We start from the raw sequence: 26,820 nt of genomic DNA on the forward strand, positions 1-26,820 counted from the left end.
GGTGCTTCCAGTGACCCTAACGTCAGGCCCCGACAGCGGAGTCCCCGAGTCCGGCGGTGTTCGCCCTGAGCGCACTGCGCTCAGGACGACGCCCGCCGGGGCCGTACGGCGGCTGTCCTCAGCGGGCGAGGGCCCGCACCTGCCAGCCGGGGACCGCGTCGACCCAGCCGCGGGCGGACGGGTCCGCGACCTCGGGGTAGGCCTCGAAGGAGCCGACGACGTCGAGCACCGCCTGCATGCGCGGTCCGGCGCCGCCGGCGGCGAGGGCCAGGGACCCGTCCGTGCCGACCTCCGGCTGGACCGGCGTGCTCTGCTGGCTGCCCACCGGGACGGGCACCCCGCCCGGGGCGGGCCCGGCGGGCGCCGCGGCGGGGCCCAGCTCGTCGGAGGGCACCGCCCGCACCTGCCCGGCCGCGGTCCCGGCGGCGCTGCGCGCCCCGAGGGTGGTGAGCGTGCCGACGAGCGCGAAGGTGTCGCCGCCGACCACCGAGGTGTCGGGGGTGAGTGTCGTCGCCGCCGTCAGCGGCCCGCTCGCGCCGAGCCCGACGCGGGTGTCGACGACCCGGCCGACCGGCAGGCTGCGGAAGCGCAGGTCCGGGCCGAGACCGCCGTCGTCGTAGAACCCGACGAGGTCCACGCGGACGTCGGCCCGGTCGGTGAGGGTGCTGGCGAGGACGAGGCGCAGCAGCCCGTCGCCGTCGACGACGGCGGGCACGACGGCGAGGTTGGAGGCCGTCGCCCCGGCGGTGAGGGTGAGCGTCGGCGAGGGCGCGGCGGACGACGCCGCGACCCCGGTCGCGGGGGCCACCTGGGTGGGCTCCCCCGCACCCGGGTCCGCCGCGAGGGTGACGGTGCCCGCCGAGGGCACGACCAGGGCGGTCACCCGCAGCAGCAGCGCGGTGACGTGCGGGGCGGTGGCCGCCCCGAGGTCGAGGGCGACGGCGCGGCGCTCGCCCCCGGCCAGCGGCCGCGCGAGCCCCGTGTCGACGGTGGGCTGCGGGGACGGCGTGGTCGTCGCGTCCGTCCCGCCCGGCCCGTCCCCGGCGCCCCCGGCGTCGGTCGCGTCGCTCGTGTCGCTCGCGTCGCTCGCGTCGCTCGAGTCCGGGGCGGCGGCCCCGGCCCCCGGACCCACGACCCGCACCGCGCTCATCGGCTGGTAGCCACCCGAGGCCCCGAGCGCGGCGACGACCGTGTCGTCGGCCGCGTAGAGGCCGACGAGGTCGACGTGCACGCGGGCGGGCGCCGAGGCGACGGCCGAGAACCCCCCGTCGGGGTCGAGCGGGACGGTGGCGAGGGTGGTGGTCGGACGGCCCGGCAGGGCGGTGACCGAGGTGAGGGGGCTGCCGGTCGCGAGCGGTCCCGCCTGGGGGCGCAGCGCGAGCAGGGCGGCGCGACCGCTCGTCGCCTCGAGCGTGACGTTGACGACGACCGCGGAGACCCCGGCCGGGGGCAGCCCGTCGCGGCCGGTGACACCGACCGTGGTGGTCGAGGCCGCCCCGAGCACCGCGGGTCGGGCGGCGGTGCCGAGCAGGGCGGTCGTCGGGACGGGGTAGAACGCCCCGGCCACCGAGCCGGTGGTGGGCACCGGGTCGGCGGTCGCGGCGACGGCTCCGGTCGTCGGCAGGGCCGCGGGGCCGGCGACGCCGAGCAGCAGGGCGGCGGCGAGGCCCGCGAGGGCCCGACGCGGCGGTCGGCGACGGGACACGGGCACCTCCTGCGGGACGGGTCCCCATCGTAGGGACGAGGGGGGACACGGCGCACCCCCCGCTCGGCCGAGGCCGGGCGGGGGGTGCGGGAGGTGGTGCGGGGGCGCCGGACGACGCCGTACGGCGACCGGTGGTCAGCGCGCCTCGGCGCCCTCGGCCTCGGTGTCCTCGGTGGTGGCCTCGGTGGCCTCGGTGGTCGCGTCGCCGTCCTCGACGAGCTCGCCCTCGACGGGGAGCTCCTCGCCGGGCGCGGTGACCTGCTCGAGGTCGACCGGGTTGCCGTCGGTGTCGGTGACCTTCGCCTGCTCGAGGACGTGGGCGAGCGCCTTGCGGCGACCGACCTCGGCGACCATGGCCGGCACCTGGCCCTGGCCGTCGATGGCCTGGGCGAACTGGTTCGGGTCCATGCCATACTGCTGCGCCGACATGACGATGTACTCGATGAGCTCCGGCTGCTGGACCGAGATCTCCTCGGCCTCGACGATGGCGTCGAGCAGGAGCTGGGCGCGCAGCGCCTTGCGGGTGCTCTCCTGGACCTCGGCGCGGTGCTCGTCGTCCTCGAGGCGGTCCTCGCCCTCGAGGTGGCTGTGCACCTCGGCCTCGACGACCGAGTCGGGCACCGGCACGTCGGTGGCCTCGAGCAGCGCGTCGAGGACGCGGTCACGAGCCTGGATGCCCTGCTCGAAGCGCTTGGCCTGCTCGGCCTGCTTCGCGACGTCGCCGCGCAGCTCCTCGAGGGTGTCGAACTCCGAGGCGAGCTGGGCGAAGTCGTCGTCGAGCTCGGGCAGCTCGCGCTCCTTGACGGCCTGGACCGTCACGGTGCAGGTGGCGTCCTCGCCGGCGTGGTCGCCGCCCGCGAGGGGGGCGGTGAAGGTCGCCGACTCCCCGGCGGACAGACCGGTGACGGCCTCGTCGATGCCCTCGATCATGTTGCCGCTGCCGACCTCGTAGGAGACGCCGGTGACCGCGTCGATCTCCTCGTCGCCGATGACGGCCTTGAGGTCGAGCGAGACGAAGTCGCCCTCCTGCGCGGCGCGGTCCACCCCGGTGAGGGTGCCGAAGCGCTGGCGCAGCGTGGTGAGGCGCTCCTCGATGTCGGCGTCGCTCGCGGCGACGGCGTCGACCTCGACGGCGATGTTGGCGTAGTCCGGCAGGGCGATCTCGGGGCGGACGTCGACCTCGACGGTGAACTTCAGCTCCTGGCCGGTCTCGGCCGGGACCTCGGTGACGTCGACCTCGGGCTGGCCGAGCGGGCGCACCGAGTTCTCGTCGAGGGCCTGGCCGTAGAACTTCGGCAGCGCCTCGTTGACCGCCTCCTGCAGAACGGCGCCGCGGCCGACGCGCTGGTCGATGATCCGCGGCGGGACCTTGCCCTTGCGGAAGCCGGGGACCTGGATCTGCGACCCGATCGTCTTGTAGGCCGCGTCGAGGCTGGGCTGCAGCTCCTCGTACGGGACCTCGACGGTGAGCTTCACCCGGGTCGGGTTGAGGGTCTCGACGGCACTCTTCACTGCGGGGATCTCCAGGCGTGGGTGGGCGAAGTGGATCAGGTCGGCGGTCGCGCCCCGGAGCGCGCCGCGCGGCTGCGCGGGCCCCGGACGACGCCGCACCGACCACGGGCGCGGCGGACGGGCACGACCAACGAGCCATGCTAGCCGCTCGCGGGGGGACGCTCCGAATCGCCGGCGGGCGGCGCCCGCGGCGGTGGGGCGTGGCTAGGGTCCTTCCATGAGCCAGCCGGGACCGCCCGTCACCCCGCAGCCCGCCCTGCGCACCGTCCGCCTCGTCGTCGGCGCGATGGGGGTCGCGCTGCTCGTCATCGCGCTGGCCTGGGCCTTCGTCGTCCCGTTCGCGGCGCCCCCGCTCGTCGCGGTGGTCGCCGTGCTGCTGGCCGCGGCGCTGGCCGCGGCGCTGCTCTCCCGCCAGGGCCGCCGGGTCGAGCCGCTGCCGGCCGGGATGCCCGCCGACCGGGCCCGCGACCGGGCGACGGCCGTCTTCCAGTCCTCGCTCATGCTGCGCGCGGCCTTCGCCGAGATCCCGGCCTTCGTCGCCATCGCCCTGTCCGTCGCCCTGCGCCCCGGGTCGTGGTGGACCCTCGCGCTCGGCGTCGCGGTCGGCCTCGTCCTGCTCGGGCTCTTCGTGTGGCCCCGCCCGGAGGGCATCGACCGGCTCGCCAGCGCGCTGGAGGCGCAGGGCACCCCGTCGTCGCTGCGCGAGACGTTCGGGGTCCCCGCCCGGGGCCCGTACGACGCCCCGCCGTCGGGGTAGCCGGATTCGAACCGGCGGCCTTCCGCTCCCAAAGCGGACGCGCTACCAAGCTGCGCCATACCCCGTCGCCCGAGCGGCCGGATTGGGCGGGCCGCGAGCGCGGGCACTACGCTATCCCCCTGGACGGCGGGCCCTTCGCGGGGCCGCACGCCGTCCGCGCGGGCGTAGCTCAATGGTAGAGCCCCAGTCTTCCAAACTGGCTACGCGAGTTCGATTCTCGTCGCCCGCTCCAGCACGCGAGCCGGTCCCTCACGAGGTGACCGGCTCGCGCCCGTTCGCCCGCAGCCGCGGGTCGGCCCACACGATCAGGGCGGCCAGGGCCAGGAACAGGGCCGTGATGACGACGCAGGCGACGACGACGCCGCCGACGCCGACGCGGTCGGGGTTGAGGAACGGGTAGGGCACCCACCCGGTCACCGGCCGCAGGCCGAGGGTGGCGACGACCCAGACCACCGGCCAGGCGAGCGCGGGCAGGACGTCCGCACGGCCGACGTACCCGCGGGGTCCGAAGGCGACCCAGCCGACGACGACGAGGACGGGCACCGCGATGTGCAGCAGGCGGTCGCACAGCAGCTGCGAGGCCGTGTAGCTCGGCGAGGGCTGCAGGGCGATGGCGGCGACGATCCCCGTGACGGTGATCCCGATGAGGGACGCGAGCCGGAGGACCCGGAAGAGGGGGCCCTCGGTGCGCCGGAACACGATTATCCCCGTCGCCACCGCGCAGAGGATGTTCGACTGGATGGTGAAGTAGCAGAAGAACCGTCGCACCTGCTCACCCAGCGGCGCGGCGGCCACGTCGGTGTCGATGATCGTGTGCCCCCGCAGGATGACCGCGAACTGCAGCACCACCGCGACGACCGCGACGACGAAGGTCACCAGGTGCCAGTACCGCCCCAGCCGTGAGCGCTCCATGGCCGGGAGTGTAGGTGCGCCGGAGCCGTCAGCGGCGGACGAGGCGCAGGTCGGTGACGGTCCGCCCCGCAGCGACGCCCTTGGCCTCGAAGCCGGCCATCGGCCGCCACGCCGGCCGCGGGGTCTCCTGCACGACGAACCCGCCGTGCAGGGCGACCTGCTCGCGCACGTGCTGCGCGTACGACGCGATGTCGGTCGCCACGAGCACCGCCCCGCCGGGGGCGAGCCGGTCGCGCAGCAGGTCGAGGGTGTCGTCGCGCACGAAGCGCCGCTTGGCGTGCCGGTTCTTCGGCCACGGGTCGGGGAAGAGCAGGTGGACGGCCGACAGCTGACCCGGCCGCACGCGGTCCTGCAGGAAGGCGACGGCGTCGTCGCGGTCGACCCGCAGGTTGTCCCCCACGCCCTGCTCGTCGGCGACCGCGAGCAGCCGGGCGAGCCCGGGGACGTGGACGTCGATGGCCACGAGGTCGTGCTCGGGGTGGCTGCGCGCGTAGGCGACCGCCGCCGCGCCGTGCCCGCAGCCGACCTCGAGGACCAGGGGGGCCCGGCGGCCGAACGTCGCCACGGGGTCGAGCACCCCGGCGGGCAGCTGCCGACGCGGACCGTGCTCGTCGAGGCGGGCCCGGGTCAGGTCGCTCATCCGCCCCTGCCGACCGCTGAAGGTCCGCACCCGGTGGGGGTCGGTCGGGCGCAGCGGCTCGGCGAGCGTCTGGGCGGGCGGGTCCTGCGGGGCGGTCGACACGGCGGACCAGCCTAGACAACGACCGGACCCGGCTGCGTACGCTGGTCGCTCCAGCGACGTCCGGCCACGGGCGTCCGCGGACGACCGGGAGCTGCGTCATGGGGATGTTCGACAACCTCAAGGGTCTGGCCGACCAGGCCAGGGAGAAGGCGACAGAGCTGGTCGACCAGCACGGCGACAAGGTCGAGCAGGGCCTCGAGAAGGCCGGGCAGCTCGCCGACGAGCGCACCGGTGGGCAGCACTCGGACAAGATCCGGCAGGGCGTCGACAAGGCCCGCGAGGCCCTCGACGGCCTGGACGGGCAGCAGGACGACCTGCACCGCCCCACCACCTCGGGCTGACCCGCCCCGGCCGGTCGCCCCGAGCGGTGGTCAGTCGCGCCAGACGACGACGACCGCGCGGTCGTCGCTCTCGCCCTCGCGCGCGCTCGCGGTCAGGCGCCGCGCGCCGCCCTCGAACCCGGTGGTGACCAGCCGCTCGGCGGCGCCGAGCATCCGGTCGACGCCGGCGCTGAGGTCGCGGCTGCGCGACTCGACGACGCCGTCCGTGTAGAGCACGAGCGCGTCGCCGCGCCCGAGGCGGCCGCCGATCCGCTCGAAGTGCGGACCCTCGACAACGCCGAGGACGGGACCGCTCGTGCCGGACAGGACCGACCAGCGCGCCGACCCGGCGTGGAACTGGACCGCCGCCGGGTGGCCGGCCGTGCCGATGTCGTAGGCGCCGGTGCGCAGGTCCAGCGAGACGTGCACCGCGGTGGCGAAGCCCTCCTCCCACTCGCGCTGCAGGAGGTAGTCGTTGGCCGCGCCGAGGAAGCGCTGCGGGCTGGTCTCCCCCAGCAGCCCGCCGAGGGCGCCGGAGAGCAGCAGCGAGCGGGTGCCGGCCTGCACGCCCTTGCCGGACACGTCGACGAGGACGACCTCGAGCTCGTCCTGGTTCTTCATCGTCGCGACGACGAAGTCGCCGGAGAACGACTGCCCGTACGCCGACTCGACCGCCGCCTCCGCGTGCCACCCCCCGGGCAGCGTCGGCAGCTCCCCGAGCGCCCGCAGCCGGTCGCGCAGGTCGACGAACATCGACTCGCCGCGGTGCCCCTCGACCCCGACGCGGGCGCGGGCGGCGCTGGCGCCCCAGGCGAGGCCGATGACGAGGAGGTTGGCGACGAGCGCGACCCAGGAGGCGATCGACGCGCCGCGCAGCAGGCTGGTGACGGCGGTGAGCATGACGAGCTCGAGCGCGAAGGTGCCGGCGACGAGGGCCATCCAGTAGGGCTGGAGGTAGAGCGCGGCCACGAGCACGACGGGGGCGTACGAGCTGGGGGGCACGGTGGAGGCGCGCAGCAGGCCGAGGACGAGCATCCCCAGACCCAGGGCGAGGAAGGCCATCCCCCGCGCGACGGGGTGGTAGGACAGGCGTCGCCACGTCAGCCCGAGCGTGGGCAGGCGGCGGCGCGCGCGCACGGGGGCGTGCGCGACGGGGACGTCACCCGTGGCCATGGGTCCAACCTAGGGGCGGGGACCGCTCCGCGCCGCCCGGACGGGCGAACCCCGTGCGTCCGCACGGACGGGGCACCGGTGCCTCGTGCGTGCGGACGCTGCGGGGGTCAGGTCGTCGGCTCGGGCGGGAGCGTCCCGTCCTGCTCGTAGGCGGTGACCATGGCCAGCCGCCGGGCGTGGCGCTCGACCCCGGAGAACGGGGTGGCGAGGAACGTGTCGACGATGGCCAGGCCCTCCTCGACCGCGGTGAAGCGGCCGCCGATGGCGACGACGCGGGCGTCGTTGTGCTCCCGGCCGAGCTGGGCCAGCTCGGGCGTCCACGCCAGCGCGGCCCGCACGCCCCTGACCTTGTTCGCGGCGATCTGCTCGCCGTTGCCGGACCCACCGAGGACGACGCCGAGCGACCCCGGGTCGGCCGCGACGGCCTCGGCGGCGCGCAGCACCGCGACCGGGTAGTCGTCCTCGGGGTCGAGCACGTGCGGGCCGTGGTCGGTCACCTCGTGACCGGCCTGCGTCAGGTGGGCGACGATCGCCTGGTGCAGCTCCCACGCGGCGTGGTCGCCGCCGACGTGCACGCGCATCAGTCGAAGACCGGGCCCTGGTCCCGGGTCCGCTTGATCTCGTAGAACCCCGGCGTGGAGGCGACGAGGAGCGTGCCGTCCCACAGCCGGCCGGCGGCCTCGCCCTTCGGGGCCGGCGTGACGACCGGGCCGAAGAAGGCGGTGTCCTTGACGGCGATGACGGGGGTGCCCACGTCCTGGCCGACGAGCGAGATGCCCCGCTTGTGGCTGCGGCGCAGCGCGGCGTCGTACTTCTTCTGGTGCGCGGCCTTGGCCAGGGTCGCCGGGAGCCCGACGTCCTCGAGGGACCGGGCGATCACCTCGTCGAAGTCCTTCTCGCCGCCGGGGTGGATGCGGGTGCCCATCGCCGTGTAGAGCGGCTCGAGCACCTTGTCGCCGTGCTGCTCCTGCGCGGCGATGCAGACCCGGACCGGGCCCCAGGCCTTGTCCATCATCGCCCGGTACTCCGGCGGCAGGTCGCGGCCCTCGTTGAGGACGGCGAGGCTCATCACCGAGAACTGGATCCGCACCGGGCGGACCTTCTCGACCTCGAGGAGCCAGCGGCTGGTCATCCAGGCCCACGGGCACATGGGGTCGAACCACATCTCGACCTTGTCGCGGCGCACGCGACGGGGGGCGGCGGAGGCGTCTCCGGCGGTCTTCGCAGCAGGGCTCATGACCGGATCCTCTCACCGTGCGTGCGAGGATGACGACCAGGCTGCGCCTCCTCACCGGCGCCCCGGCAGTCCCGCTGCCGGCTCACCTGCCCCACATCTGCGAAAGGCTCGACCAGCCGTGCCCGGAACCAACCTCACGCGGGAGGAGGCGGCCACCCGCGCCGACCTCGTCCGCGTCGACAGCTACGACATCGTCCTGGACCTCACCCGCGGTCCGCGCACCTTCGCGACGACCACGACCGTGCGCTTCGACGCGCGCGAGGGCGCCGCGACCTTCCTCGACCTCGTCGCGGACTCGGTGCAGGAGGTCGTGCTCAACGGCCGGTCGCTCGACGCCGCGGGCGTCTACGCCGACTCGCGGATCGCCCTCGACGGGCTGGCCGAGCACAACGAGGTCGTGGTCCGGGCCACCGGGCTCTACACCAACACCGGCGAGGGGCTGCACCGCTTCGTCGACCCGGTCGACGACGAGGTCTACCTCTACTCGCAGTTCGAGGTCGCCGACGCGCGCCGCGTCTTCGCCGTCTTCGAGCAGCCCGACCTCAAGGCCACCTTCACGTGGACCGCGACGGTCCCCTCGCACTGGCAGGTCGTCTCCGTCTCCCTCACCCCGGAGCCCTCGGAGACGTTCGACGCCGACGGCGTCGCCGCCCGCACCTGGACCTTCGACGCGACGCCGCGGCTGTCGCCGTACGTCAACGCGCTCGTCGCCGGCCCGTACGACGTCGTGCGCGACGAGGCCCGCTCGCGCAAGGGCGCGGTGCCGCTGGCCATCTACGCGCGCAAGTCGCTCATGGCCCACGTCGACGCCGACAACATCTTCTCGCTGACCAAACTCGGCTTCGAGTTCTTCGAGAAGGAGTTCGACTCCGAGTACCCGTTCGCGAAGTACGACCAGATCTTCACCCCGGAGTACAACGCCGGCGCGATGGAGAACGCCGGCTGCGTGACCATCACCGAGGTCTACGTCTTCCGCTCCAAGGTCCCGGACTCGCTCGTCGAGCGCCGCGGGCTGACGATCCTGCACGAGCTCGCGCACATGTGGTTCGGCGACCTCGTGACGATGCGGTGGTGGGACGACCTGTGGCTCAACGAGTCCTTCGCCGAGTGGGCCTCCACCGTCGCGCAGGCCGAGGCCACCGACGTGTGGGCCGACGCGTGGACGACGTTCCAGAGCCACGAGAAGACGTGGGCCTACCAGCAGGACCAGCAGCCCTCGACGCACCCGGTCTACGCCGACATCCGCGACCTCGACGACGTCCTGGTCAACTTCGACGGCATCACCTACGCCAAGGGCGGCTCGATCCTCAAGCAGCTCGTCGCCTACGTCGGCCGCGACGCCTTCACCGCGGGCCTGCGCACCTACTTCCGCAAGTACGCCTGGGGCAACACCCGCTTCGCCGACCTGCTCGCCGAGTTCGAGGCCGGCTCCGGCCGCGACCTGTCGGCGTGGAGCGAGCAGTGGCTCAAGACGACCGGCGTCAACACGCTGACCACCGAGCTCACCGACCAGGACGGCACGATCACCTCGGCCGCCGTCCTGCAGAGCGCGCACCCGGACCACCCGACGCTGCGCCCGCACCGGATCGCGGTCGGTCGCTACGAGGTGCAGGACGGCGTGCTGCGCCGCGTCGGCCGCCACGAGGTCGACGTCGACGGCGAGCGCACCGAGCTGACCGAGCTCGTCGGCCTGCCCCGCCCCGACCTGCTGCTGGTCAACGACGAGGACCTCAGCTACGCCAAGCTGCACTTCGACGACCGGTCGCTGGCGACGGCGCTGGAGCACACCGCCCACTTCGAGGACAGCCTGCCCCGCTCGCTGGTCATCGGCGCGCTGTGGGAGATGGTCCGCGACGGCGACCTCGCCGCCAGCCGGCTCGTCGACGTCCTGCTCGAGTGCGCCGCGGTGGAGCACCAGTCGACGGTGCTGCGCACGATCCTGCAGACCACCAAGCAGATCCCGTCGCAGCTGATCACCTCGGCGACGACGTACTCCACCCCGGAGCGCCGACCGGCGCTGGTGCGCAAGGTCGCCGACGGCCTGCGCGAGCTGGCCGAGAGCGCCGAGCCCGGCAGCGACCGGCAGTTCCAGCTCGTCAGCGCCTACTCGCGGGTCGCGCACGGCGAGCAGGACGTCGCGCGGCTGCGCGGGGTGTACGACGGCTCGCAGCCCTACCCCGGGCTCGAGCTCGACCAGGACCTGCGCTGGACGCTGCTCGGGGCGCTGGCCGCCGCCGGCGCCGTCGGCGAGGCCGACGTCGAGTCCGAGCTGCAGCGCGACGCCACCGCCACCGGCCGCGAGCGCGCCTACTACGCCCGGGCGGCGCTGGCGACGCCCGAGGCCAAGGCCGAGGCCTGGCGGCTCGCGGTCGAGGAGGACGGCCTGCCGAACTCCGTGGTCGAGGCGCTGGCCGGCGGCTTCAACCGCGCGACCGACGCGCCGGCGCTGCTCGGCGGCTACGTCGCGAAGTGGCACGAGATGCTGCTGCCGGTGTGGACGTCCCGCTCGGCCGCCATCCGCGAGCGGATCATCACGTTCTTCTACCCGATGGGTCTCGCGGGCCCCGAGCTCGAGGCGACGACGTCGGCCTGGCTCGAGGCCCACCCGGACGCTCCCCCGGCGCTGCGCCGCCTTGTCGTCGAGCGCCTCGACGGCGTGCGCACCGCCGTCCGGGCCCAGCAGGCCGACGCGCGGGAGGCTGACGCCCGGCGTGGTTGACCAGCTCCTGCTGTCGCTGTCCGGCCTGGTGCGCGCGGCCGCCCCCGACACCGGGGGTACCGGCTTCTGGCACTGGGTGCTCGGGACCCCGTTGCTCATCGTCGTCACCCTCGTGGGGGCGGTGGTGCTGCGCTGGGTGCTGCACCGGGTCATCGACCGCATGGTGGCCGGCGCCACCAGCCGCAGCGCCGCCCGGCTGACGACCATCCCCGGTCGCGCCGGGCGGGCGCTGGCGGCGGCCGCCGGCGCCGCCCACGAGCGGCACGTGCAGCGCACCCAGACCATGGGCTCGCTGCTGCGCAGCATCACGACGTTCCTCGTCTACGGGATCGCGCTGCTGACGGTGATGTCGCTCGTCGGCCTGCCCCTCGGGCCGCTGCTCGCGTCCGCCGGCGTCGGCGGGGTGGCCCTGGGCTTCGGCGCGCAGAGCCTGGTCAAGGACTTCCTCTCCGGGATCTTCATGATCGTCGAGGACCAGTACGGCGTCGGTGACGTCGTCGACAGCGGCGAGGTCGTCGGCACCGTCGAGGAGGTCTCGCTGCGGGTGACCCGGCTGCGCGACGCCAACGGCGTCGTCTGGTACGTCCGCAACGGCGAGATCCTCCGGATCGGCAACAAGAGCCAGGGCTGGTCGACGGCGATCGTCGACCTGCCCGTCTCGGCCCGCCAGGACATCCCCCGGGTCCTCGCCGTCGTCACGCAGGCGCTCGCCGGCCTGGAGGACGAGGAGCCCTGGGACGACTCGCTGCTCGAGGCGCCGAACGTCGTCGGCGTCGAGTCGGTCGTCGGCGGCGTGGCCACCGTGCGGGTCATCGCCAAGTGCGCGCCGAACGACAACTTCGGCGTCCAGCGCGAGATCCGCGAGCGGGCCCTGCGCGCCTTCGAGGAGCACGGCGTCGCCGTGCCGGTCACCGTCCTGCCGCCCGCCCCCTGAGGCGCGCGTCGCCGTACGGCGACCCGTCAGGGCTGGACGGGGGCCTCGTCGCCGAAGGCGTTGACCATCGAGTGGGCGGCGCGCACGAGGTAGTCGCGGAGCACGAGCTCGTGCGCGGCGTCGACGAGCCCCTCGGCGACGACCGCGTCGACCGCGTCGGACATGTGGCGCAGCCACCGGTCGCGCTGGTCGGGCGTGACGGCGTACGGCATGTGGCGCATCCGCAGCCGCGGGTGGCCGCGCTCCTGCGAGTACGTCGTCGGCCCGCCCCAGTACTGCTCGAGGAACCCGCGAAGCCGGTCCTCGGCCGGGCCGAGGTCCTCCTCCGGGTAGAGCGCCTTGAGCGGCGGATCGCCGGCGACGCCCTGGTAGAAGACCTGGACCAGCCGGGCGAAGGTCGGGTGCCCGCCGACCTCCTCGTAGAAGCTCACGCGCCCATGCTGCCACCCGCCCTGCCGCCCGCCGCGCGCCATCCCGCGAGACGGGTGCGGGAGCGATTTGCCGCCGCCGCCCGGCAGGCGTCACGCTGGAGTCCGTGACCCTCACCGACCACCGTCCCGTGACCGCCACGAGCCCCGCCGCCGACAGCCCCGACGAGGGCCGCACGTGGTGGCGGCACGCCGTGATCTACCAGGTCTACCCGCGCTCGTGGGCCGACGGCGACGGCGACGGCATCGGCGACCTGCCGGGCATCACCACCCGGCTGCCCTACCTCAAGGACCTCGGCGTCGACGCGGTCTGGTTCAGCCCGTTCTACACCTCGCCCCAGGCCGACGCCGGGTACGACGTCGCGGACTACCGCGACATCGACCCGCTCTTCGGCTCCCTCGCGGACGCCGACGCCATGCTCGCCGAGGCCAAGCGCCTGGGGCTGAAGGTCATCGTCGACCTCGTCCCCAACCACTCCTCCGACGAGCACCCGTGGTTCCAGGCCGCGCTCGCCGCCGCGCCCGGCTCGCCGGAGCGCGCCCGCTACCTCTTCCGCGACGGCAAGGGCACGGACGGGCAGGAGCCGCCGAACAACTGGCAGTCCGTCTTCGGCGGCCCGGCGTGGACCCGCGTCACCGAGGCGGACGGCACCCCCGGCCAGTGGTACCTGCACCTGTTCGACACGAAGCAGCCCGACTTCGACTGGACGAACCCCACGGTGCGCGACGAGTTCGAGTCGGTGCTGCGCTTCTGGCTCGACCGCGGCGTCGCCGGCTTCCGCGTCGACGTCGCCCACGGCCTGGTCAAGGAGGACGGATTGCCCGACTGGGCCGAGCGCACCGAGATGCTGCACAGCGGCGAGGAGGGCGAGGGCGAGCACCGTCGCGCCCCGATGTGGGACCAGGACGGCGTCCACGAGGTCTACGAGGGGTGGCGCCGCGTCCTCGACTCGTACGGCGCCCCAGACCGCATCCTGTGCGCCGAGGCCTGGGTCGAGCCGGCCGAGCGGATGGCGCTCTACGTGCGCCGCACCGAGATGCACCAGGCCTTCAACTTCGCCTTCCTCGAGAGCCTGTGGCACGCGCCGCAGCTGCGCGAGACGATCGCGCACTCGCTCGAGGCGGCCGCGCTCGTCGACGCGCCGACGACGTGGGTGCTGTCCAACCACGACGTCATCCGGCACGCCTCGCGGCTCGGTCTGCGCCAGGACCGCCGCCGCCCCAACGGGATCGGCGCCGACGACCCGCAGCCCGACGCCGAGGTCGGCCTGCGCCGGGCCCGCGCGGCGACGACGCTCATGCTCGGCCTGCCGGGGGCGGCGTACCTCTACCAGGGCGAGGAGCTCGGCCTGCCCGACTCCACCGACATGCCCGACGAGGTCCGCCAGGACCCCGCCTTCGTGCGCACCGGCGGTGCCGAGAAGGGCCGCGACGGCTGCCGCGTCCCCATGCCGTGGGAGAAGGACGCCCCCGCGCTCGGCTTCAACACGACCGGCGCGACGTGGCTGCCGCAGCCGGCGTCGTACGCCGACCTCGCGGTCGACCAGCAGCAGGGCCGGACCGGGTCGACGCTCGAGCTCTACCGCTCGCTGCTCGCCACCCGCCGCGAGCTCGGCCTCGGGTCGGCGCACCTGCGTTGGCTCGAGGGGTACGGCGACACGGTCGTGGCCCTCGCGTCGGTGGGCGCCGACCGCGCCGACGTGGCCGTCCTGACCAACCTCGGGTCCGACCCCGTGACGCTGCCCGAGGGCGAGGTGCTCGTCGTGTCCGGTGACCTGGACGCGGACGGGCGGCTGCCGCTCGACACCAGCGCCTGGGTGCGGCTGGCCGACTGACCCGCCCGTGACGACCCGGGCCGGGGACCGCTCGGACGGGACGACCGTCTGGGCGACCCCGGCCTGGCGCGAGCGCGCGACTGCGTGGGCGGACGACGAGCTCGCCGCCCAAGGGGTACGCCGCACCGGCGCCGTCGAGCAGCCGCACCTGCGGCCGTGGTCGACGGTGCTGCGGCTGCCGACGAGCGCGGGGTCGGTGTGGCTCAAGGCCCCCGGGCCCGGGCTGGCCTCGGAGGTCGGGCTCTACCCCGTCCTCGCCCGCTGGGCGCCCGAGCACGTGCTCGTCCCCTACGCCGTCGACGCCGAGCGACGGTGGCTGCTGCTGCCCGACGGCGGCGAGGTGCTCGGGCGGCGGCTCACGCCCGAGGCCGCGGACCGCTGGCACCTCGCGCTGGCCGGGTACGCGCGGCTCCAGCAGCGGGTGTCCCGCGCCGCCGACCTGCTCGTCGCCGCCGGCGCGCCGGACCACCGCCCGCAGCGGCTGACCGCGCTGCTCGAGGAGGTCGCCGACGACGCGGCCGCCGTCACGGTCACCGACGAGGAGCGCGAGGTCGTCGCCCGGGCCCGCCGCGAGCGCGGCCGGGTCGAGGAGCTCGCCGGGGTGCTCGCCGACGACGGGACGCCGCCGACGGTGCAGCACGACGACCTGCACCGCGACAACGTCTTCGCCCACGGCCCGCGCGTCTTCGACTGGGGCGACGCGGTCGTCGCCCACCCGTACGCCTCGCTGCTCGTCGCGCTGCGCGACACCGCGGCGCCGTACGGGGTCGGGCTGGAGGACCCGCGCGTGCTCGCCGCGCGGGACGCCTACCTCGCGCCGTACGGCGGCCCGACCGCCGCCACCCTGCGCGTCGTCGAGGCCGCCCGCACGGTCGGCATCCTCAGCCGCACCGCCAGCTGGCTGCGGGCGCTGGCGCCGCTGCCGCCGCACGAGGCGGCCGATGTGCGCGAGGCGCCGTACCGGTGGCTGGCGATGCTCGCCGACGGCGAGAGCCTCTGACCCGCCCCGGTCGGCCGCCCGCCCGTCAGGGCAGGACGGCGCCGGTGAGCAGGGTGCGGACGAGGACGTCGTCGGCCCAGGCGCCGTACCACTGCCCCGAGCCGGGCTCTCCCGGGCGGCAGGCGCCGTCGGACTCCCCCGGGTGCTTGACCCACAGGTAGCCGTCGAGGCCGGGCGTCCCGGTCGTCGCCCCGGGCAGGGCGCCGAGCCGGCGGCCGGACGGGTTGCACCAGTCGAGCGGACCGGTCGGGGCGGGGCCGTTGCCGTTGCGCGAGGTGTCGACGACGAAGTGCGGGTCGGCCGTCGGGACGAGGGCCCGGACCGCGGCGACGACCTTCTGCCCGTAGGCGACCTCACCGGCCGTCGCGTAGAAGTTCGAGACGTCGAGGGTGAAGCCGCGGGCCTTCTGCACGTGGGCGGCGACGAGCCGGCTCGCGGCGGTCGCGGCGGACATCCACCACTCGTGCCCGGCGTCGAGGTAGACCGCGGTCGTGGCGTCGCGGGTGAGGATGTCCACCGCCTGGGCCAGGAGCGCGACGCGGGCGGCGGTGTCGGCGGCCCGACCGGAGCAGGAGCCCTGGGCCAGGGCGTCGGGCTCGACGACGACGACGGTGGGCCGGCCGGCGATGGTCTGGCGGACCATGCGGACCCAGGCGAGGTACTGCGCGTCGGTCGTGAAGCCGCCCGCCGAGTAGCTGCCGCAGTCGCGGCCGGGGACGGCGTAGAGGACGAGGCTGGGCAGCCGGCCGGCGGCCTGGGCCCGGCCCAGGTAGTCGGCGATCCAGGCCGGCTGGTCCTCGGGCCCGATCCACTTGGCCTGCGGGACCCGGGCCAGCCGGGCGGCGCTGAGGCTCCCGGTCCGCATCGCCTGCGTCGTGCTCCAGTCCTGGCTGTCCGCGTAGAGCGAGCGTCCGAGCAGGGGGTTGGGGCGCACCGGGGCGGGCGCGACGGCGACGCCGCGCACGCTGCGGACGCCGGCGCCCGTCCGGGCGGCCGCGACGGGCCGGACCCCGGCGGTGGCCCGGACGGCGACGGTGGCCCGGACGGCCGCGGCGGCGGTCGGGCGCGGGGCGGTCGGGGCCGCCGCGACGCTCGGGACGAACGGCAGGCCGAGGGCGGTGGCGAGGACCGCGACGGTCGCGGCGCGCGCGAGGGGACGGTGGGGGCGGTGCAGGAGGACGCGGGACATGTGGGGTGTCCTTCGTGGGGGGCCGCGGGCGCGCCGGATCGGCGGCCGGTGAGCTCGGCCTCGTGTGGGGTGAGGGCGCGCGAGGGTGCGGCTCGCGCGGTGACGGTGCGGGGGCGCCCGGGCACAGGGGTGCGGGACGCGAGGGCGGACGATCCGGCGCGGGGTGCGCGCGGGTCGGGTGACGGCGCCGGACGGTCCGGGCGCGGTGTGGGGGGCAGGTCGCTCGGCGGGGTGGGGACCGTCGGAGCGGGAGCGGGACCGGGGCGGCGGTCGCCGGGTGAGGGACGTCGTACGGGGTGTCGGCGACGACCGGGGTGGGGACCGGCGTCGGTGGCCCGACATCGTCCAGTGTAGGGACAAACCGGACAAGCGGCAAGCACCCCGGAGCGCCGCCGTGGCGCGCGCCGGACCGGGGGGCGTCAGCCGCGGGCGCGCTCGGTGAGGACCGCGGCCGGGACCTCGCCCTGCCAGTCCACCGGGGTCCATTCCTGCGATCGGACCCATTCGGATCCGCAGCCGGCGCAGGCGAACAGCGGCTCCCCGGCGAGCGTGTCCCCCGTCGCCGACCACGCGCACTCGCGCCGGCAGCCGGTGGCCGCCAACGGGCGGGGGGCGAGGTCGCTCACCCCTCCATGGTGCGCCACGCCCCGGGCCGGTCCCGACCCGGGGGGCGTGGCACAGTGACCCCGTGGCCCGGACGACGACCCCCACGACCCGCGCGGACGACTGGCCGTACCTCGCCGCTCCCCCGCTCGCCCTCGCCCACCGCGGCGGGGCCGCCTGGGGGCCGAACCGCGGGATCGAGAACAGCCTGGCCGCCTTCCGCGCCGCGGTGGGGCTCGGCTACCGGTACGTCGAGACCGACGTCCACGTCACCGCCGACGGGCACCTCGTCGCCTTCCACGACGACGTCCTCGACCGGGTCACCGACGGGCACGGGCGGCTGTCGCGGCTGCCGTGGTCGGCCGTGCGGACCGCCCGCATCGACGGCCGTGAGCCGGTGCCGCGGTTCGCCGAGCTGCTCGAGGAGCTGCCGACGACCCGCCTCAACGTCGACCTCAAGTCCGCCGGGGCGGCCCGCCCGCTGTGGGAGACGATCCGCTCGCACGGCGCCGAGGACCGGGTCCTCGTCGCGTCGTTCTCCGACGAGCGGCTCGCGGAGTTCCGGCGCCTCAGCGGCGGGCGGGTCGCGACGGCGGCCGGGCCGCGCGAGGTGGCGCTGCTGCGGTTCGCGCCGCTGCCCGTGCTGCGCCGGGCGGCGTCGTCGCTGCCCGGGATCGCGCTGCAGGTGCCGGAGGTGCACCACCTCGGCGGCGTGCCGGTCCGGGTCGTCACCCCGGGGCTCGTCGAGCGTGCCCACGCGCTCGGCAAGCAGGTGCACGTGTGGACCGTCGACGACGCCGCCGACATGACGAGGCTGCTCGACCTCGGCGTCGACGGGCTCGTCAGCGACCGGGTCGACACCCTCCAGGACGTCCTCCTGGCCCGGGGGCAGTGGCGCTGAGCCGGTGCCGTACGGCGTCGTACGGCGGCGGGGTCAGCGCACGAGGACGTGACCGGACGAGGCCGTGAGGCGCACCCACCGTCCGGCGCTGAGGACCCGCGCCGTGCCGCCGGGGGCGAGGAAGCCGAGCACGTGCGCGCCGAAGGCCGCGCCGGCGGGGACGGGCGGGGTGGTCCGCGTCAGCCGGGACCAGACGGCCTGGCGCAGCGCGGCGAGGGCGGGCGCTCCCCCGGCGGCGGCGCCGTCGGCCGTCCGCGAGCCGACCGCGACCTCCTCGATGCCGGCGGTCGCGACCTCGCGCAGGTCGTCCTCCGGCACCTCGCCGACCGGCTCCCACCCCGAGCGCGGGGCGCCGAGGCTGGCCCACGGGGCGGACACGACCGTCGGCGGCACGGGCAGCTCGACGCCCTCGGGGTGCCGGGCCAGCCGGTCGGTGAGGGCGGTGAGCGGGACGACGACGTCGAGGTCGACGGGCTCGGCGAGCGCGCTGGCGCGCAGCCCGAGGACGGCGCCCTCGGCGAGCAGCCCGCGCCCCGGCAGGACCTGGACGTGGGCGGCGAGGGTGACGCCGACGGCTTGCAGCCGCATCGCCCCGTCGGGGTCGGCGGTGCGGGCGCGGCGCACGAAGGTCGCGAAGTCGGCGTACCCGCGCTCGTCGTCGAACCGCAGGGAGGTCACGGGCGCCGCCACCGGAAGGCGGGCGCGGGTGCGAGCCGGGCGGTGAGGACGTCGCGCTCGTCCGCGGCGAGCCGGCGCGGCGCGGCGCGGGTGAAGTCGTAGACGACGAGCCCGGTCGCGGCGCGCGCGTAGTGCAGGTCACCGACGCCGTCGGGGTCGCGGACGTCGTACGCGAGGTCGAACGCGGCCGCGGTCACCCGCGTGCACCACAGGTCGACGGCGACGGGGGCGTGCCGGAAGGGCAGCGGCGCGAGGTACTCGATCTCGTGGCGGGTGACGAGGACGCCGTGGTCGAGCAGGTCCTTGCCGAACCAGCGCTCGAACGCGGTGACGCGGGCGTCCTCGAGCAGGCGCAGGAACTGGACGTTGTTGACGTGGCCGTAGGCGTCCATGTCGGACCAGCGCAGCGGCACGTCCACGGTGTCCGGCGAGGGGTCGGGGCTGGGGGGCTCGGCCATGGCGTCATCCTCGCAGCCCGCCGAGCCTAGTCGACGCAGAGGCAGAACGGGTGGCCGGCGGGGTCGAGGAAGACCCGGAAGCTGCTGCCCGGCTGGTGCTCCGCCTTCGTCGCACCCAGGGCCAGGGTCTCCTCCTCGGCCGCGTCCAGGTCGTCGACGACGACGTCGAGGTGCAGCTGCTGCGGCGCGTCCTGCCCCGGCCACGACGGGCGGCGGTAGTCGTCGACGTGCTGGAAGTTCAGCGGCGGCCAGTCGCCCAGCTGCAGCTCGGCCCAGTCGCCGTCGTCGCGCACCTCACCGCCGAGCAGGCCGGCGTAGAACGTGGCCAGGGCCAGCGGGTCGGGGCAGTCGAGGACGACGACGGGGCGGCGGGCGATCGGCATGCCGGAACCGTACGACGCAGTGCCGACAGCGGCCAGCGAGCGTGGTCGCGCTTCCGTCGACCGGCCTCGGCGGGCCTGTGGACGGGCGGTCGGGGCTGTCGGCGGGGCGCCGTACGGTGGTCGCGTGACCTCCTCCCCCGCCGCGACCGCCGCCCTCGCCGACGACGCCCGCGCCGCCCTGCGGCGGCTGGTGGGACGCGACGACGTCGTCTTCCGCGACGGGCAGCTCGAGGCCGTCGAGGCCCTCGTGGGCGCTCGCCAGCGGGTGCTCGTCGTGCAGCGGACGGGCTGGGGCAAGTCGGCGGTCTACTTCGTCTCGACCGCGCTGCGCCGGGCGCAGGGGGCCGGGCCGAGCATCATCATCAGCCCGCTGCTCGCCCTCATGCGCGACCAGGTCGCCGCCGCCGCCCGCGCGGGCATCCGCGCCGTGACGATGAACTCGGCCAACGCGCAGGACTGGGGCGAGGTGTCGGCGGCCCTCGCCGCGGACGAGGTCGACGTGCTGCTGGTCAGCCCGGAGAGGCTGAACAACCCGCGCTTCCGCGAGGAGCACCTGCCCGACCTGGCCCGCCGGTGCGGGCTGCTCGTCGTCGACGAGGCGCACTGCGTGAGCGACTGGGGCCACGACTTCCGACCCGACTACCGGCGGATCCGCGACCTGCTGACGACGCTGCCGTCCGACACCCCGGTGCTCGCCACGACCGCGACGGCCAACGCCCGGGTCGTCACCGACGTCGCCGAGCAGCTCGGCGCCGGCGGGCACGACGTGCTGACGCTGCGGGGGCCGCTGGCTCGCGACTCGCTTCGGCTCGGGGTGCTTCCGCTGGCGGCGCCCGAGCAACGGATCGCCTGGCTCGTCGCGCACCTCGGCGACCTGCCGGGCAGCGGCATCGTCTACACGTTGACCGTGTCCGCGGCCGAGGACGTCGCGGCGACGCTGCGCCAGGCCGGCCACGACGTCCGCGCCTACACCGGGCGCACCGACACGGCCGACCGCGAGCAGCTCGAGGCCGACCTGCGCGACAACCGGGTCAAGGCGCTCGTCGCGACGAGTGCGCTCGGGATGGGCTTCGACAAGCCCGACCTCGGCTTCGTCCTGCACCTCGGAGCACCGTCATCCCCGGTCGCCTACTACCAGCAGGTCGGTCGCGCCGGGCGCGCGACCGCGCACGCCGACGTGCTGCTGCTGCCCGGGCCCGAGGACCGCGACATCTGGAAGTACTTCGCCTCCGCGTCGATGCCCCGCCAGGAGCAGGCCGACGCCGTCCTGCGCGCGCTGTCGGCCTCGCCCAAGGCGATGTCGACGGCGGCCCTCGAGACCGCGGTCGACGTCCGACGCACCCGGCTCGAGCTGCTGCTCAAGGTGCTCGACGTCGACGGCGCCGTCCGACGGGTCAGCGGCGGCTGGGTCGCCACCGGCCAGGACTGGGTGTACGACGCCGAGCGGTACGCCCGCGTGTCGCAGGCCCGCGAGCGCGAGCAGCGGCTCATGGTCGAGTTCGAGCGGACCGACGGGTGTCGCATGGCGTTCCTGCAGCGGGCGCTCGACGACGACACCGCCTCACCGTGCGGGAAGTGCGACCGGTGCGCCGGGCCGTGGGTCGACCAGACGATCCCCGAGGCCGCCGTCGGGGTCGCCCGCGAGCGGCTGCGCCAGGTCGGCGTCCCGCTCGAGCCGCGCGCCCAGTGGCCGACGGGGATGGGGCGGCTCGGGGTCGACGTGTCCGGGCGGATCTCGCCGGACGAGGCGATGCAGCCCGGCCGGGTCCTGGCCCGGCTCACCGACCTCGGCTGGGGTCAGCGGCTGCGCGACCTGCTCTACTCGGCGGCACCCGCCCCGGCCCCGAGCGGGCCGGACCCGTGGGGCGAGCCGCCGCCGGACCCGTGGGACCTGCCGCCCGACCCGATGGACCAGAGCGGCGGCGACCCGTGGGCCGACCCGCCGGCGGGCGCGCCCGTCGCGGCGCCCCCGGAGGAGCCTGCGTCGCGACCGGTGTCCGACGTCGTCGCCGACGAGGCGCTCGTGCTCGCCTGCGCCGGGGTGCTGCGCGACTGGGACTGGGCGCAGCGCCCGGTCGCCGTCGTCGCCGTACCGTCCCGGGCGCGGCCCGGGCTGGGCGCCTCGGTGGCGCGGGAGCTGGCCCGGCTGGGCCGGCTCGAGGACCTCGGCGAGCTCGCGCTCGCGCACGGCGGCCCGACCAACGAGGCCGGAGGCAACAGCGCCTTCCGGCTCGCGGGGGTGTGGGAGCGGATCGTCGTCCCGCCGTCGCTCGCCGCCCGGCTGGCGTCGCTGTCCGGTCCGGTGCTGCTCGTCGACGACCTCGTCGACTCGCGCTGGACGCTGACCGTCGCCGCCCGCGCCCTGCGCCGGGCCGGCGCCGACGCCGTCCTGCCCTTCGCGCTCGCCAGCGCCGGCTGACCCACTGCCCGGACTGCTGCGGAGAAGGGACCTCGACGTCCCTCCCCACACCGGACTGCTGCGGAAGAGGGACGTCGAGGTCCCTCCCCCCAACGGGACTGCTGCGGAAGGGGGACGTCGACGTCCCTCCCCGCACCGAACTGCTGCGCACCCGGGACGCCCCTCCTGCGCAATACCCCGGATGCCGCGGTGACGTCGACATCCCTCCCCCGCAGCAGTCCGGATCCCGGGGTGACATCGACATCCCTCCCCCGCAGCAGTCCGGATCCCGGGGTGACATCGACGTCCCATCCCCGCAGCAGTCCGGATCCCGGGGTGACGTCGACGTCACCTCTGCGCAGCAGTCCGGTCAGCGGGTGGGGCGGGAAGGGAGCGACACGGTCACCCACGGCAGGACCAGCTGGACGACGGGGCCGATGAGCAGGGCGTAGGCCACCGTCCCGATCCCCACCGTGCCGCCGAGCAGCCAGCCGACGCCCAGCACCGCGACCTCGATGACCGTCCGGACGAGCCGCAGCGACCACGGGGTGCGCCGCGCCAGCCCGGTCATGAGCCCGTCGCGCGGTCCCGCGCCGAACTGGCTCCCGATGTAGAGGCCACCCGCCACCCCGTTGAGGACGATCCCCGCGAGGAGCAGCACGAGCCTCCCGACCAGCGACCCCGGCGTCGTGAGGACCGACAGCGCCGCGTCGCTCATCAGCCCGATGACGACGACGTTGCTCACCGTCCCGAGGCCCGGCCACTGCCGCAGCGGCCACCACAGCAGCAGCACCACGGCGCCGACGACCATCGTGACCTGCCCGAAGGTCAGCGGCAGCCGCGACTCGAGTCCCACGTGCAGCACGTCCCAGGGCGCGAGCCCGAGGTCGGCCCGGACCATCATCGCCATCGAGATCCCGTAGACCGCCAGCCCTACGACGAGCTGCGGCAGGCGGCGCCCGAGGCGGCCCGCGGTCAGCTGCTGCCGGGTCGTCAACGGGGTCAGCTCGGTGCGGGTCAGCGTCATGGTCCCATCCAACCCCGCGACTGGCCTTTCGTTCCATAGCCACTTATGGTTCAGTGGCCCGCATGAGCCCGTCCGTCTCCGCACCCCGCCTCGCCGGCCTCCTCACCGGCGGGTCGCCCCGCGGCACCGACGACGGCCCGGCGTACCGCTCCCTCGCCGAGGGCGTACGACGCCTCGTCGCCGACGGGCGCCTGCTCGCCGGCACCCGCCTGCCCAGCGAGCGCGAGCTGACCGCCGCCCTCGGGGTGAGCCGCACGACCGTCGCCGCGGCGTACGGCGTCCTGCGCGAGCGCGGCTACCTGCAGTCCCGCCGCGGCTCGGGCAGCGTGGTCAGCCTGCCCACCGGCCCCGTCCCCGGCGGCCCGCTCAGCCCCGTCGACGGCCTGGCCCCCGACGTCCTCGACCTGACGATCGCCGCGCACGCCGCGACGCCCGGGCTGGCCGAGGCCTACGAAGAGGCCATGGCGGCCCTCCCCCATCACCTGCCGGGCACCGGCTACCACCCCTACGGCCTGCCCGAGGTGCGCGAGCTGCTGGCCGAGCGGTACACCGCCCGCGGCCTGCCGACCGACCCGAGCCAGGTGCTCGTCACCACCGGCGCCCTCGCCGGTCTCGGTCTGGCCCTGCGCGCGCTCGGCTCCCCCGGCGACCGGGCCCTCGTCGAGTCGCCGAGCTACCCCAACGCCATGGCGGCGATCCGCGGCGCCGGTCTGCGCACCGTCGGTCTCGCCCTCGACGAGGACGGTCTCGACGCCGACGGCCTCGACGTCACCCTGCGCCAGTCCGCCGCCCGCCTCGCCTACCTCGTCCCCGACTTCCACAACCCCACCGGCACCCTCGTCGGCGACCCGACCCGCGAGCAGGTGGCCCGGGTCCTGCGCCGGCGCCGCACCACCGCCCTCGTCGACGAGACCCCGGTCGACCTCGCCCTCGACCGGCCGGAGAGCGCGATGCCGGCCCCGATGGCGTCGTACGACGACCGCGTCGTCACCCTCGGCAGCGCGGCGAAGTCCTACTGGGGCGGGCTGCGCGTCGGCTGGCTGCGGGTGCCGCTGGCCGACACCGGCCGCTTCCAGCAGGCCCGGCTCACCCTCGACCTCGGCGCCGCCGTCGTCGAGCAGCTCGTCCTCGCCGCCCTGCTGCGCCGTCGCGACGAGCTGCTCGCCCGCCGCCGCGAGCAGCTGCGCGCGTCCCGCGCGGCGATGGTCTCCGCCCTCGCCGAGCACCTGCCCGACTGGCGCTTCACCGTCCCCGAGGGCGGCCTGTGCCTGTGGTGCCGGCTGCCGGAGCCGCGCTCGTCGGCCCTCGCCGACGCCGCGCCCGCCCACGGCCTGCGGCTCGCCCCGGGCAGCGCCTTCGGCGTCGACGGCGGCCTGGAGTCGTTCTGCCGCCTGCCGATGGCGCTCCCGCCCGACCTCGCCACCGAGGCCGTACGACGCGTCGCCCGCGCCTGGGACGACGCCGTCACCGGCACCCCGGCCCGCAGCGCCCGGCCGGTCATCGTCGCCTGAGCGGCGGTCCTCCTAGGGTGGCGAGGGTGCCCACCGACCCGTACGACGACCTGCACCTCGACACCCTCCACGTCGCCGCCACCCCCGACGACGACCCGCGGCTCGCCCAGTGGCTGCAGGGGGTGGCCCGCGGCTTCCACGAGGGCGTGCTGCCCGACGACCGGCTCACGAGCTGGCTCGTCGAGGCGCGCGAGGACGGTCAGCGGCTGCGCGGGGCCTGGGTCCGCGCCCGGGTGCCGGGCGAGTCGCCGTACGCCGTCGCCACGCTCTGCTCGTGGACCGGCCGGGTCAACCTGGGCGCCGGACGGCTGCTGCCGCTGCACATGGTCAGCGACGTCACCGTGGCGGCGACGCACCGCCGCCGCGGCCTGACCCGGCGGCTGCTCACGCAGGACCTCGCCGACGCCGCCGCCCGGGGGCTGCCGCTGGCCGGGCTGACCGTCAGCGAGGGGACGATCTACGGCCGCTTCGGCTTCGGACCGGCCACGCGGCGTCGCGCCCTCGAGGTCGACCTGTCCGACGGCCTGCCGATGCACCCCGGCGCGCTCGGGTCCGCCGACACCGGCCGCGTGGTCCTCGTCGACCCGGGCGAGGGCTGGCCCGCCGTGCAGCGCGTCCACGGGGCGCACCTGGCGCGCACCCGGGGCGAGGTCGGGCGCCACGGCGCGTACACGACCCGGCTCACCGGCCGCCGGGCGCCCGGTGGCGGCCCGGACCGCTCGCTGCGCCTCGCGCTGCACCTGCGCTCGGACGGGGAGCCCGACGGCGCCGTCCACTACCGGGTGCATGCCCAGGAACGCACTCACGAGGTGGAGGTCCTGGCCCTGGAGGCGGCCGACCCGCGAACCACGTTGCGGCTGTGGGCCTTCCTGGCCGGCCTCGACCTCGTCACCCGCGCCCGCCAGGACCGCGCCCCGGTCGACAACCCGCTCGACCACGCCGTCCTCGACCCCCGTGCGGTGCGCACCACCCGCCTGGACGACGGCACCTGGCTGCGGGTGCTCGACCCCCCGGCCGTGCTCGCCGCCCGCCCGTGGGGGGCCGACGCGTCCTTCGTCCTCGACGTCGCCGACGACCTGGGCCACGCGGCGGGACGCTGGCGGGTGGCCACCCGGGACGGCGCGGCCGAGGTGGCGACCACCGACGACGAGCCCGACCTGCGCCTGCCGGTCGACGTCCTCGGCTCGCTCGTCCTCGGAGGGACCGACCTGCGCACCCTGCGTGCGGCGGGCCGCGCGGACGTCGGCGACGCGGCGCTCGAGCGCGTGGCCCGCGCGTTCGACGGCGGTCCGGTCCCGACGTGCTCGCTCGGCTGGTGACCCTGGTCTGCGGCGAGGAGGGCCGACCGGTCGGGTCGATAGGGTCGCGTCCGTGAGCCAGGAGCCCGACGCCCCGCCCAGGACCCCGTACGACGAGTCGCACGCCTCGCCGCTCGCCCCGCCGGACTCCGCCCTCGCGGAGCTGCTCGCGGTGCTCGACCTGCAGCGCCTCGGCGAGGCCCGGGTGCGCCTCGAGGGCGTCGACGGCGACGACGAGTCCGACCTCGGCGAGTCCGTCGCCGAGGTCTTCGTCGGGCAGAGCCAGAAGATGCCGCAGGGGCGCGTCTTCGGCGGGCAGGTGCTCGCGCAGTCCGTCGTCGCCGCCGGGCGCACCGTCGAGGGCGTCGGCGAGGCACCGCGGCCGATCCACTCCCTGCACGGCTACTTCGTCCGGCCCGGCGACGACAGCCACCCCATCCGCTTCGCCGTCGAGCGGGTGCGCGACGGGCGCTCGTTCTCGACGCGTCGGGTGCAGGCGATCCAGTACGGCAAGCCCATCCTGTCGATGATCGCCTCGTTCCAGGAGCCGGCCGAGGGGATGGACCACCAGGACTCGATGCCCGCGGCGCCGGACCCGGAGTCGCTGCCGAGCCTGTGGGAGCTGGCCCAGCGCACCGAGTCCCCGCGGGCGCGGGCCTTCGCGCAGGCCCGCCCCATCGACCTGCGCCACGTCGAGGGCAACCTCTACCTCGAGCCCGGCCGGCAGCGCGCCGCCCACCAGCACGTGTGGCTCAGGGCCGTCGACCGGCTCCCGGACGACCCGCTGCTGCACGCCGCCGTCCTCGCCTACTCCTCGGACTACTCGCTGCTCGAGCCCGTCATCCGCCGCCACGGCATCGCCTGGTCCGACCGCCGGCTGCGCCCGGCCAGCCTCGACCACGCCATGTGGTTCCACCGGCCCGCGCGAGCCGACGAGTGGGTGCTCTACGCCGAGGAGTCGCCGTCCGCGCAGGGCGGTCGGGGTCTCGCGACGGGTCGGATGTTCTCCGCCGACGGGCGGCTCGTCGCCTCCGTCGCCCAGGAGGGGATGCTGCGGCTCAAGGAGGCGTAGCCCACCACCCGGGCGCAGGTAAGCAAGC

25 protein-coding genes and 2 tRNA genes are annotated in these 26,820 nt (G+C 75.8%); 12 read left to right on the forward strand and 15 right to left on the reverse strand.

What is annotated here, in order from left to right; all coding sequences use genetic code 11:
- Positions 1-118: 118 nt before the first annotated feature.
- Together FB458_RS00705 and tig are read right to left on the reverse strand one after the other, a co-directional pair.
- Entirely contained in the window at positions 119-1,705 is a 1,587-nt protein-coding gene (locus FB458_RS00705) for a hypothetical protein (protein WP_141845886.1), read from the reverse strand.
- A gap of 135 nt (positions 1,706-1,840) precedes the next feature.
- Positions 1,841-3,217, reverse strand: coding sequence for a trigger factor (gene tig / locus FB458_RS00710; RefSeq protein ID WP_141845888.1), 1,377 nt, complete (start codon positions 3,215-3,217; stop codon positions 1,841-1,843).
- A gap of 217 nt (positions 3,218-3,434) precedes the next feature.
- Here tig and FB458_RS00715 point away from each other — a divergent pair, with 217 nt between their 5' ends.
- Complete coding sequence (locus tag FB458_RS00715) at positions 3,435-3,974, forward strand: hypothetical protein (RefSeq protein WP_141845890.1); 540 nt, start codon at positions 3,435-3,437, stop codon at positions 3,972-3,974.
- On the opposite strand, the gene FB458_RS00720 is transcribed toward FB458_RS00715, so the two are convergent.
- Positions 3,966-4,039, reverse strand: a tRNA-Pro gene (locus tag FB458_RS00720). The two genes, FB458_RS00715 and FB458_RS00720, sit on opposite strands and share 9 nt — an antisense overlap.
- Before the next feature lie 93 nt (positions 4,040-4,132).
- On the opposite strand from FB458_RS00720, the gene FB458_RS00725 reads away from it, so the two are divergent.
- Positions 4,133-4,206: transfer RNA gene (locus FB458_RS00725), tRNA-Gly, on the forward strand.
- Positions 4,207-4,223: 17 nt separating this feature from the next.
- On the opposite strand, the gene FB458_RS00730 is transcribed toward FB458_RS00725, so the two are convergent.
- A complete protein-coding gene (locus FB458_RS00730; RefSeq protein WP_141845892.1) occupies positions 4,224-4,886 on the reverse strand; it encodes a Pr6Pr family membrane protein in 663 nt (220 codons plus the stop codon).
- A 28-nt stretch (positions 4,887-4,914) separates the two neighbouring features.
- Positions 4,915-5,628 (reverse strand): tRNA (guanine(46)-N(7))-methyltransferase TrmB, encoded by a 714-nt coding sequence (gene trmB, locus FB458_RS00735; RefSeq protein ID WP_246060994.1) that lies wholly within the window; start codon positions 5,626-5,628, stop codon positions 4,915-4,917.
- 98 nt (positions 5,629-5,726) lie between these two features.
- Between trmB and FB458_RS00740 the strand changes: the two genes are divergently transcribed.
- Positions 5,727-5,969, forward strand: coding sequence for an antitoxin (locus tag FB458_RS00740; protein ID WP_141845894.1), 243 nt, complete (start codon positions 5,727-5,729; stop codon positions 5,967-5,969).
- Positions 5,970-5,999: 30 nt separating this feature from the next.
- On the opposite strand, the gene FB458_RS00745 is transcribed toward FB458_RS00740, so the two are convergent.
- From FB458_RS00745 to FB458_RS00755, 3 genes are all read right to left on the reverse strand, one after another.
- A complete protein-coding gene (locus tag FB458_RS00745) occupies positions 6,000-7,121 on the reverse strand; it encodes a PP2C family protein-serine/threonine phosphatase (protein ID WP_141845895.1) in 1,122 nt (373 codons plus the stop codon).
- 107 nt (positions 7,122-7,228) lie between these two features.
- A complete protein-coding gene (locus FB458_RS00750) occupies positions 7,229-7,702 on the reverse strand; it encodes a ribose-5-phosphate isomerase (RefSeq protein WP_141845897.1) in 474 nt (157 codons plus the stop codon).
- The gene (locus tag FB458_RS00755) at positions 7,702-8,358 is read right to left on the reverse strand and encodes a mycothiol-dependent nitroreductase Rv2466c family protein (RefSeq protein WP_141845899.1); all 657 of its coding nucleotides are present in this window, start codon (positions 8,356-8,358) and stop codon (positions 7,702-7,704) included. Before FB458_RS00755 ends, FB458_RS00750 begins: the two co-directional genes overlap by 1 nt.
- A gap of 118 nt (positions 8,359-8,476) precedes the next feature.
- Here FB458_RS00755 and pepN point away from each other — a divergent pair, with 118 nt between their 5' ends.
- Positions 8,477-11,077: an aminopeptidase N gene (gene pepN / locus FB458_RS00760; protein ID WP_141845901.1), complete on the forward strand. Its 2,601-nt coding sequence runs from the start codon at positions 8,477-8,479 to the stop codon at positions 11,075-11,077.
- Positions 11,070-12,011: a mechanosensitive ion channel family protein gene (locus tag FB458_RS00765; protein ID WP_246060995.1), complete on the forward strand. Its 942-nt coding sequence runs from the start codon at positions 11,070-11,072 to the stop codon at positions 12,009-12,011. The genes pepN and FB458_RS00765 overlap by 8 nt, the downstream gene beginning before the upstream one ends.
- Positions 12,012-12,037: 26 nt before the next feature.
- Here the strand turns inward: FB458_RS00765 and FB458_RS00770 are convergent, their stop codons facing one another.
- Positions 12,038-12,442 carry a globin gene (locus FB458_RS00770; RefSeq protein WP_141845904.1) on the reverse strand — a complete coding sequence of 135 codons (405 nt, stop codon included), beginning with the start codon at positions 12,440-12,442 and terminating at the stop codon, positions 12,038-12,040.
- 104 nt (positions 12,443-12,546) lie between these two features.
- On the opposite strand from FB458_RS00770, the gene FB458_RS00775 reads away from it, so the two are divergent.
- Together FB458_RS00775 and FB458_RS22005 are read left to right on the forward strand one after the other, a co-directional pair.
- Complete coding sequence (locus tag FB458_RS00775; protein ID WP_425460830.1) at positions 12,547-14,274, forward strand: glycoside hydrolase family 13 protein; 1,728 nt, start codon at positions 12,547-12,549, stop codon at positions 14,272-14,274.
- Between the two features lie 7 nt (positions 14,275-14,281).
- A complete protein-coding gene (locus FB458_RS22005) occupies positions 14,282-15,274 on the forward strand; it encodes a phosphotransferase (RefSeq protein WP_170185519.1) in 993 nt (330 codons plus the stop codon).
- 25 nt (positions 15,275-15,299) lie between these two features.
- On the opposite strand, the gene FB458_RS00785 is transcribed toward FB458_RS22005, so the two are convergent.
- Positions 15,300-16,463, reverse strand: coding sequence for a glycoside hydrolase family 6 protein (locus FB458_RS00785; protein ID WP_141845910.1), 1,164 nt, complete (start codon positions 16,461-16,463; stop codon positions 15,300-15,302).
- Between the two features lie 419 nt (positions 16,464-16,882).
- Entirely contained in the window at positions 16,883-17,089 is a 207-nt protein-coding gene (locus FB458_RS00790; RefSeq protein WP_211355887.1) for a hypothetical protein, read from the reverse strand.
- Between the two features lie 62 nt (positions 17,090-17,151).
- Here FB458_RS00790 and FB458_RS00795 point away from each other — a divergent pair, with 62 nt between their 5' ends.
- Positions 17,152-17,967 carry a glycerophosphodiester phosphodiesterase family protein gene (locus FB458_RS00795; RefSeq protein WP_141845912.1) on the forward strand — a complete coding sequence of 272 codons (816 nt, stop codon included), beginning with the start codon at positions 17,152-17,154 and terminating at the stop codon, positions 17,965-17,967.
- A 33-nt stretch (positions 17,968-18,000) separates the two neighbouring features.
- Here the strand turns inward: FB458_RS00795 and FB458_RS00800 are convergent, their stop codons facing one another.
- Genes FB458_RS00800 through FB458_RS00810 form a run of 3 tightly spaced genes read right to left on the reverse strand, consistent with a single transcriptional unit; the run spans position 18,001 to position 19,486 of the window.
- On the reverse strand, positions 18,001-18,645 hold the full coding sequence (locus tag FB458_RS00800; RefSeq protein WP_141845914.1) for a DUF8185 domain-containing protein: 645 nt from the start codon (positions 18,643-18,645) through the stop codon (positions 18,001-18,003).
- A complete protein-coding gene (locus tag FB458_RS00805; protein ID WP_141845916.1) occupies positions 18,642-19,103 on the reverse strand; it encodes an acyl-CoA thioesterase in 462 nt (153 codons plus the stop codon). The genes FB458_RS00800 and FB458_RS00805 overlap by 4 nt, the downstream gene beginning before the upstream one ends.
- A 26-nt stretch (positions 19,104-19,129) precedes the next feature.
- Entirely contained in the window at positions 19,130-19,486 is a 357-nt protein-coding gene (locus FB458_RS00810) for a VOC family protein (RefSeq protein WP_141845918.1), read from the reverse strand.
- Between the two features lie 124 nt (positions 19,487-19,610).
- Between FB458_RS00810 and FB458_RS00815 the strand changes: the two genes are divergently transcribed.
- Complete coding sequence (locus FB458_RS00815; protein ID WP_246060996.1) at positions 19,611-21,905, forward strand: RecQ family ATP-dependent DNA helicase; 2,295 nt, start codon at positions 19,611-19,613, stop codon at positions 21,903-21,905.
- 349 nt (positions 21,906-22,254) lie between these two features.
- On the opposite strand, the gene yczE is transcribed toward FB458_RS00815, so the two are convergent.
- Entirely contained in the window at positions 22,255-22,911 is a 657-nt protein-coding gene (gene yczE, locus FB458_RS00820) for a membrane protein YczE (RefSeq protein WP_141845922.1), read from the reverse strand.
- A 62-nt stretch (positions 22,912-22,973) separates the two neighbouring features.
- Between yczE and yczR the strand changes: the two genes are divergently transcribed.
- Genes yczR through FB458_RS00835 form a run of 3 tightly spaced genes read left to right on the forward strand, consistent with a single transcriptional unit; the run spans position 22,974 to position 26,792 of the window.
- On the forward strand, positions 22,974-24,422 hold the full coding sequence (gene yczR, locus FB458_RS00825; RefSeq protein ID WP_211355888.1) for a MocR-like transcription factor YczR: 1,449 nt from the start codon (positions 22,974-22,976) through the stop codon (positions 24,420-24,422).
- Between the two features lie 26 nt (positions 24,423-24,448).
- A complete protein-coding gene (locus FB458_RS00830; RefSeq protein ID WP_170185521.1) occupies positions 24,449-25,741 on the forward strand; it encodes a GNAT family N-acetyltransferase in 1,293 nt (430 codons plus the stop codon).
- A gap of 52 nt (positions 25,742-25,793) precedes the next feature.
- Positions 25,794-26,792, forward strand: coding sequence for an acyl-CoA thioesterase (locus tag FB458_RS00835; RefSeq protein ID WP_141845928.1), 999 nt, complete (start codon positions 25,794-25,796; stop codon positions 26,790-26,792).
- The last annotated feature ends 28 nt before the right edge of the window (positions 26,793-26,820 follow it).

The sequence above is a fragment of the Lapillicoccus jejuensis genome, from assembly GCF_006715055.1.
In the GTDB taxonomy this organism is placed as follows: Bacteria; Actinomycetota; Actinomycetes; order Actinomycetales; family Dermatophilaceae; genus Lapillicoccus; species Lapillicoccus jejuensis.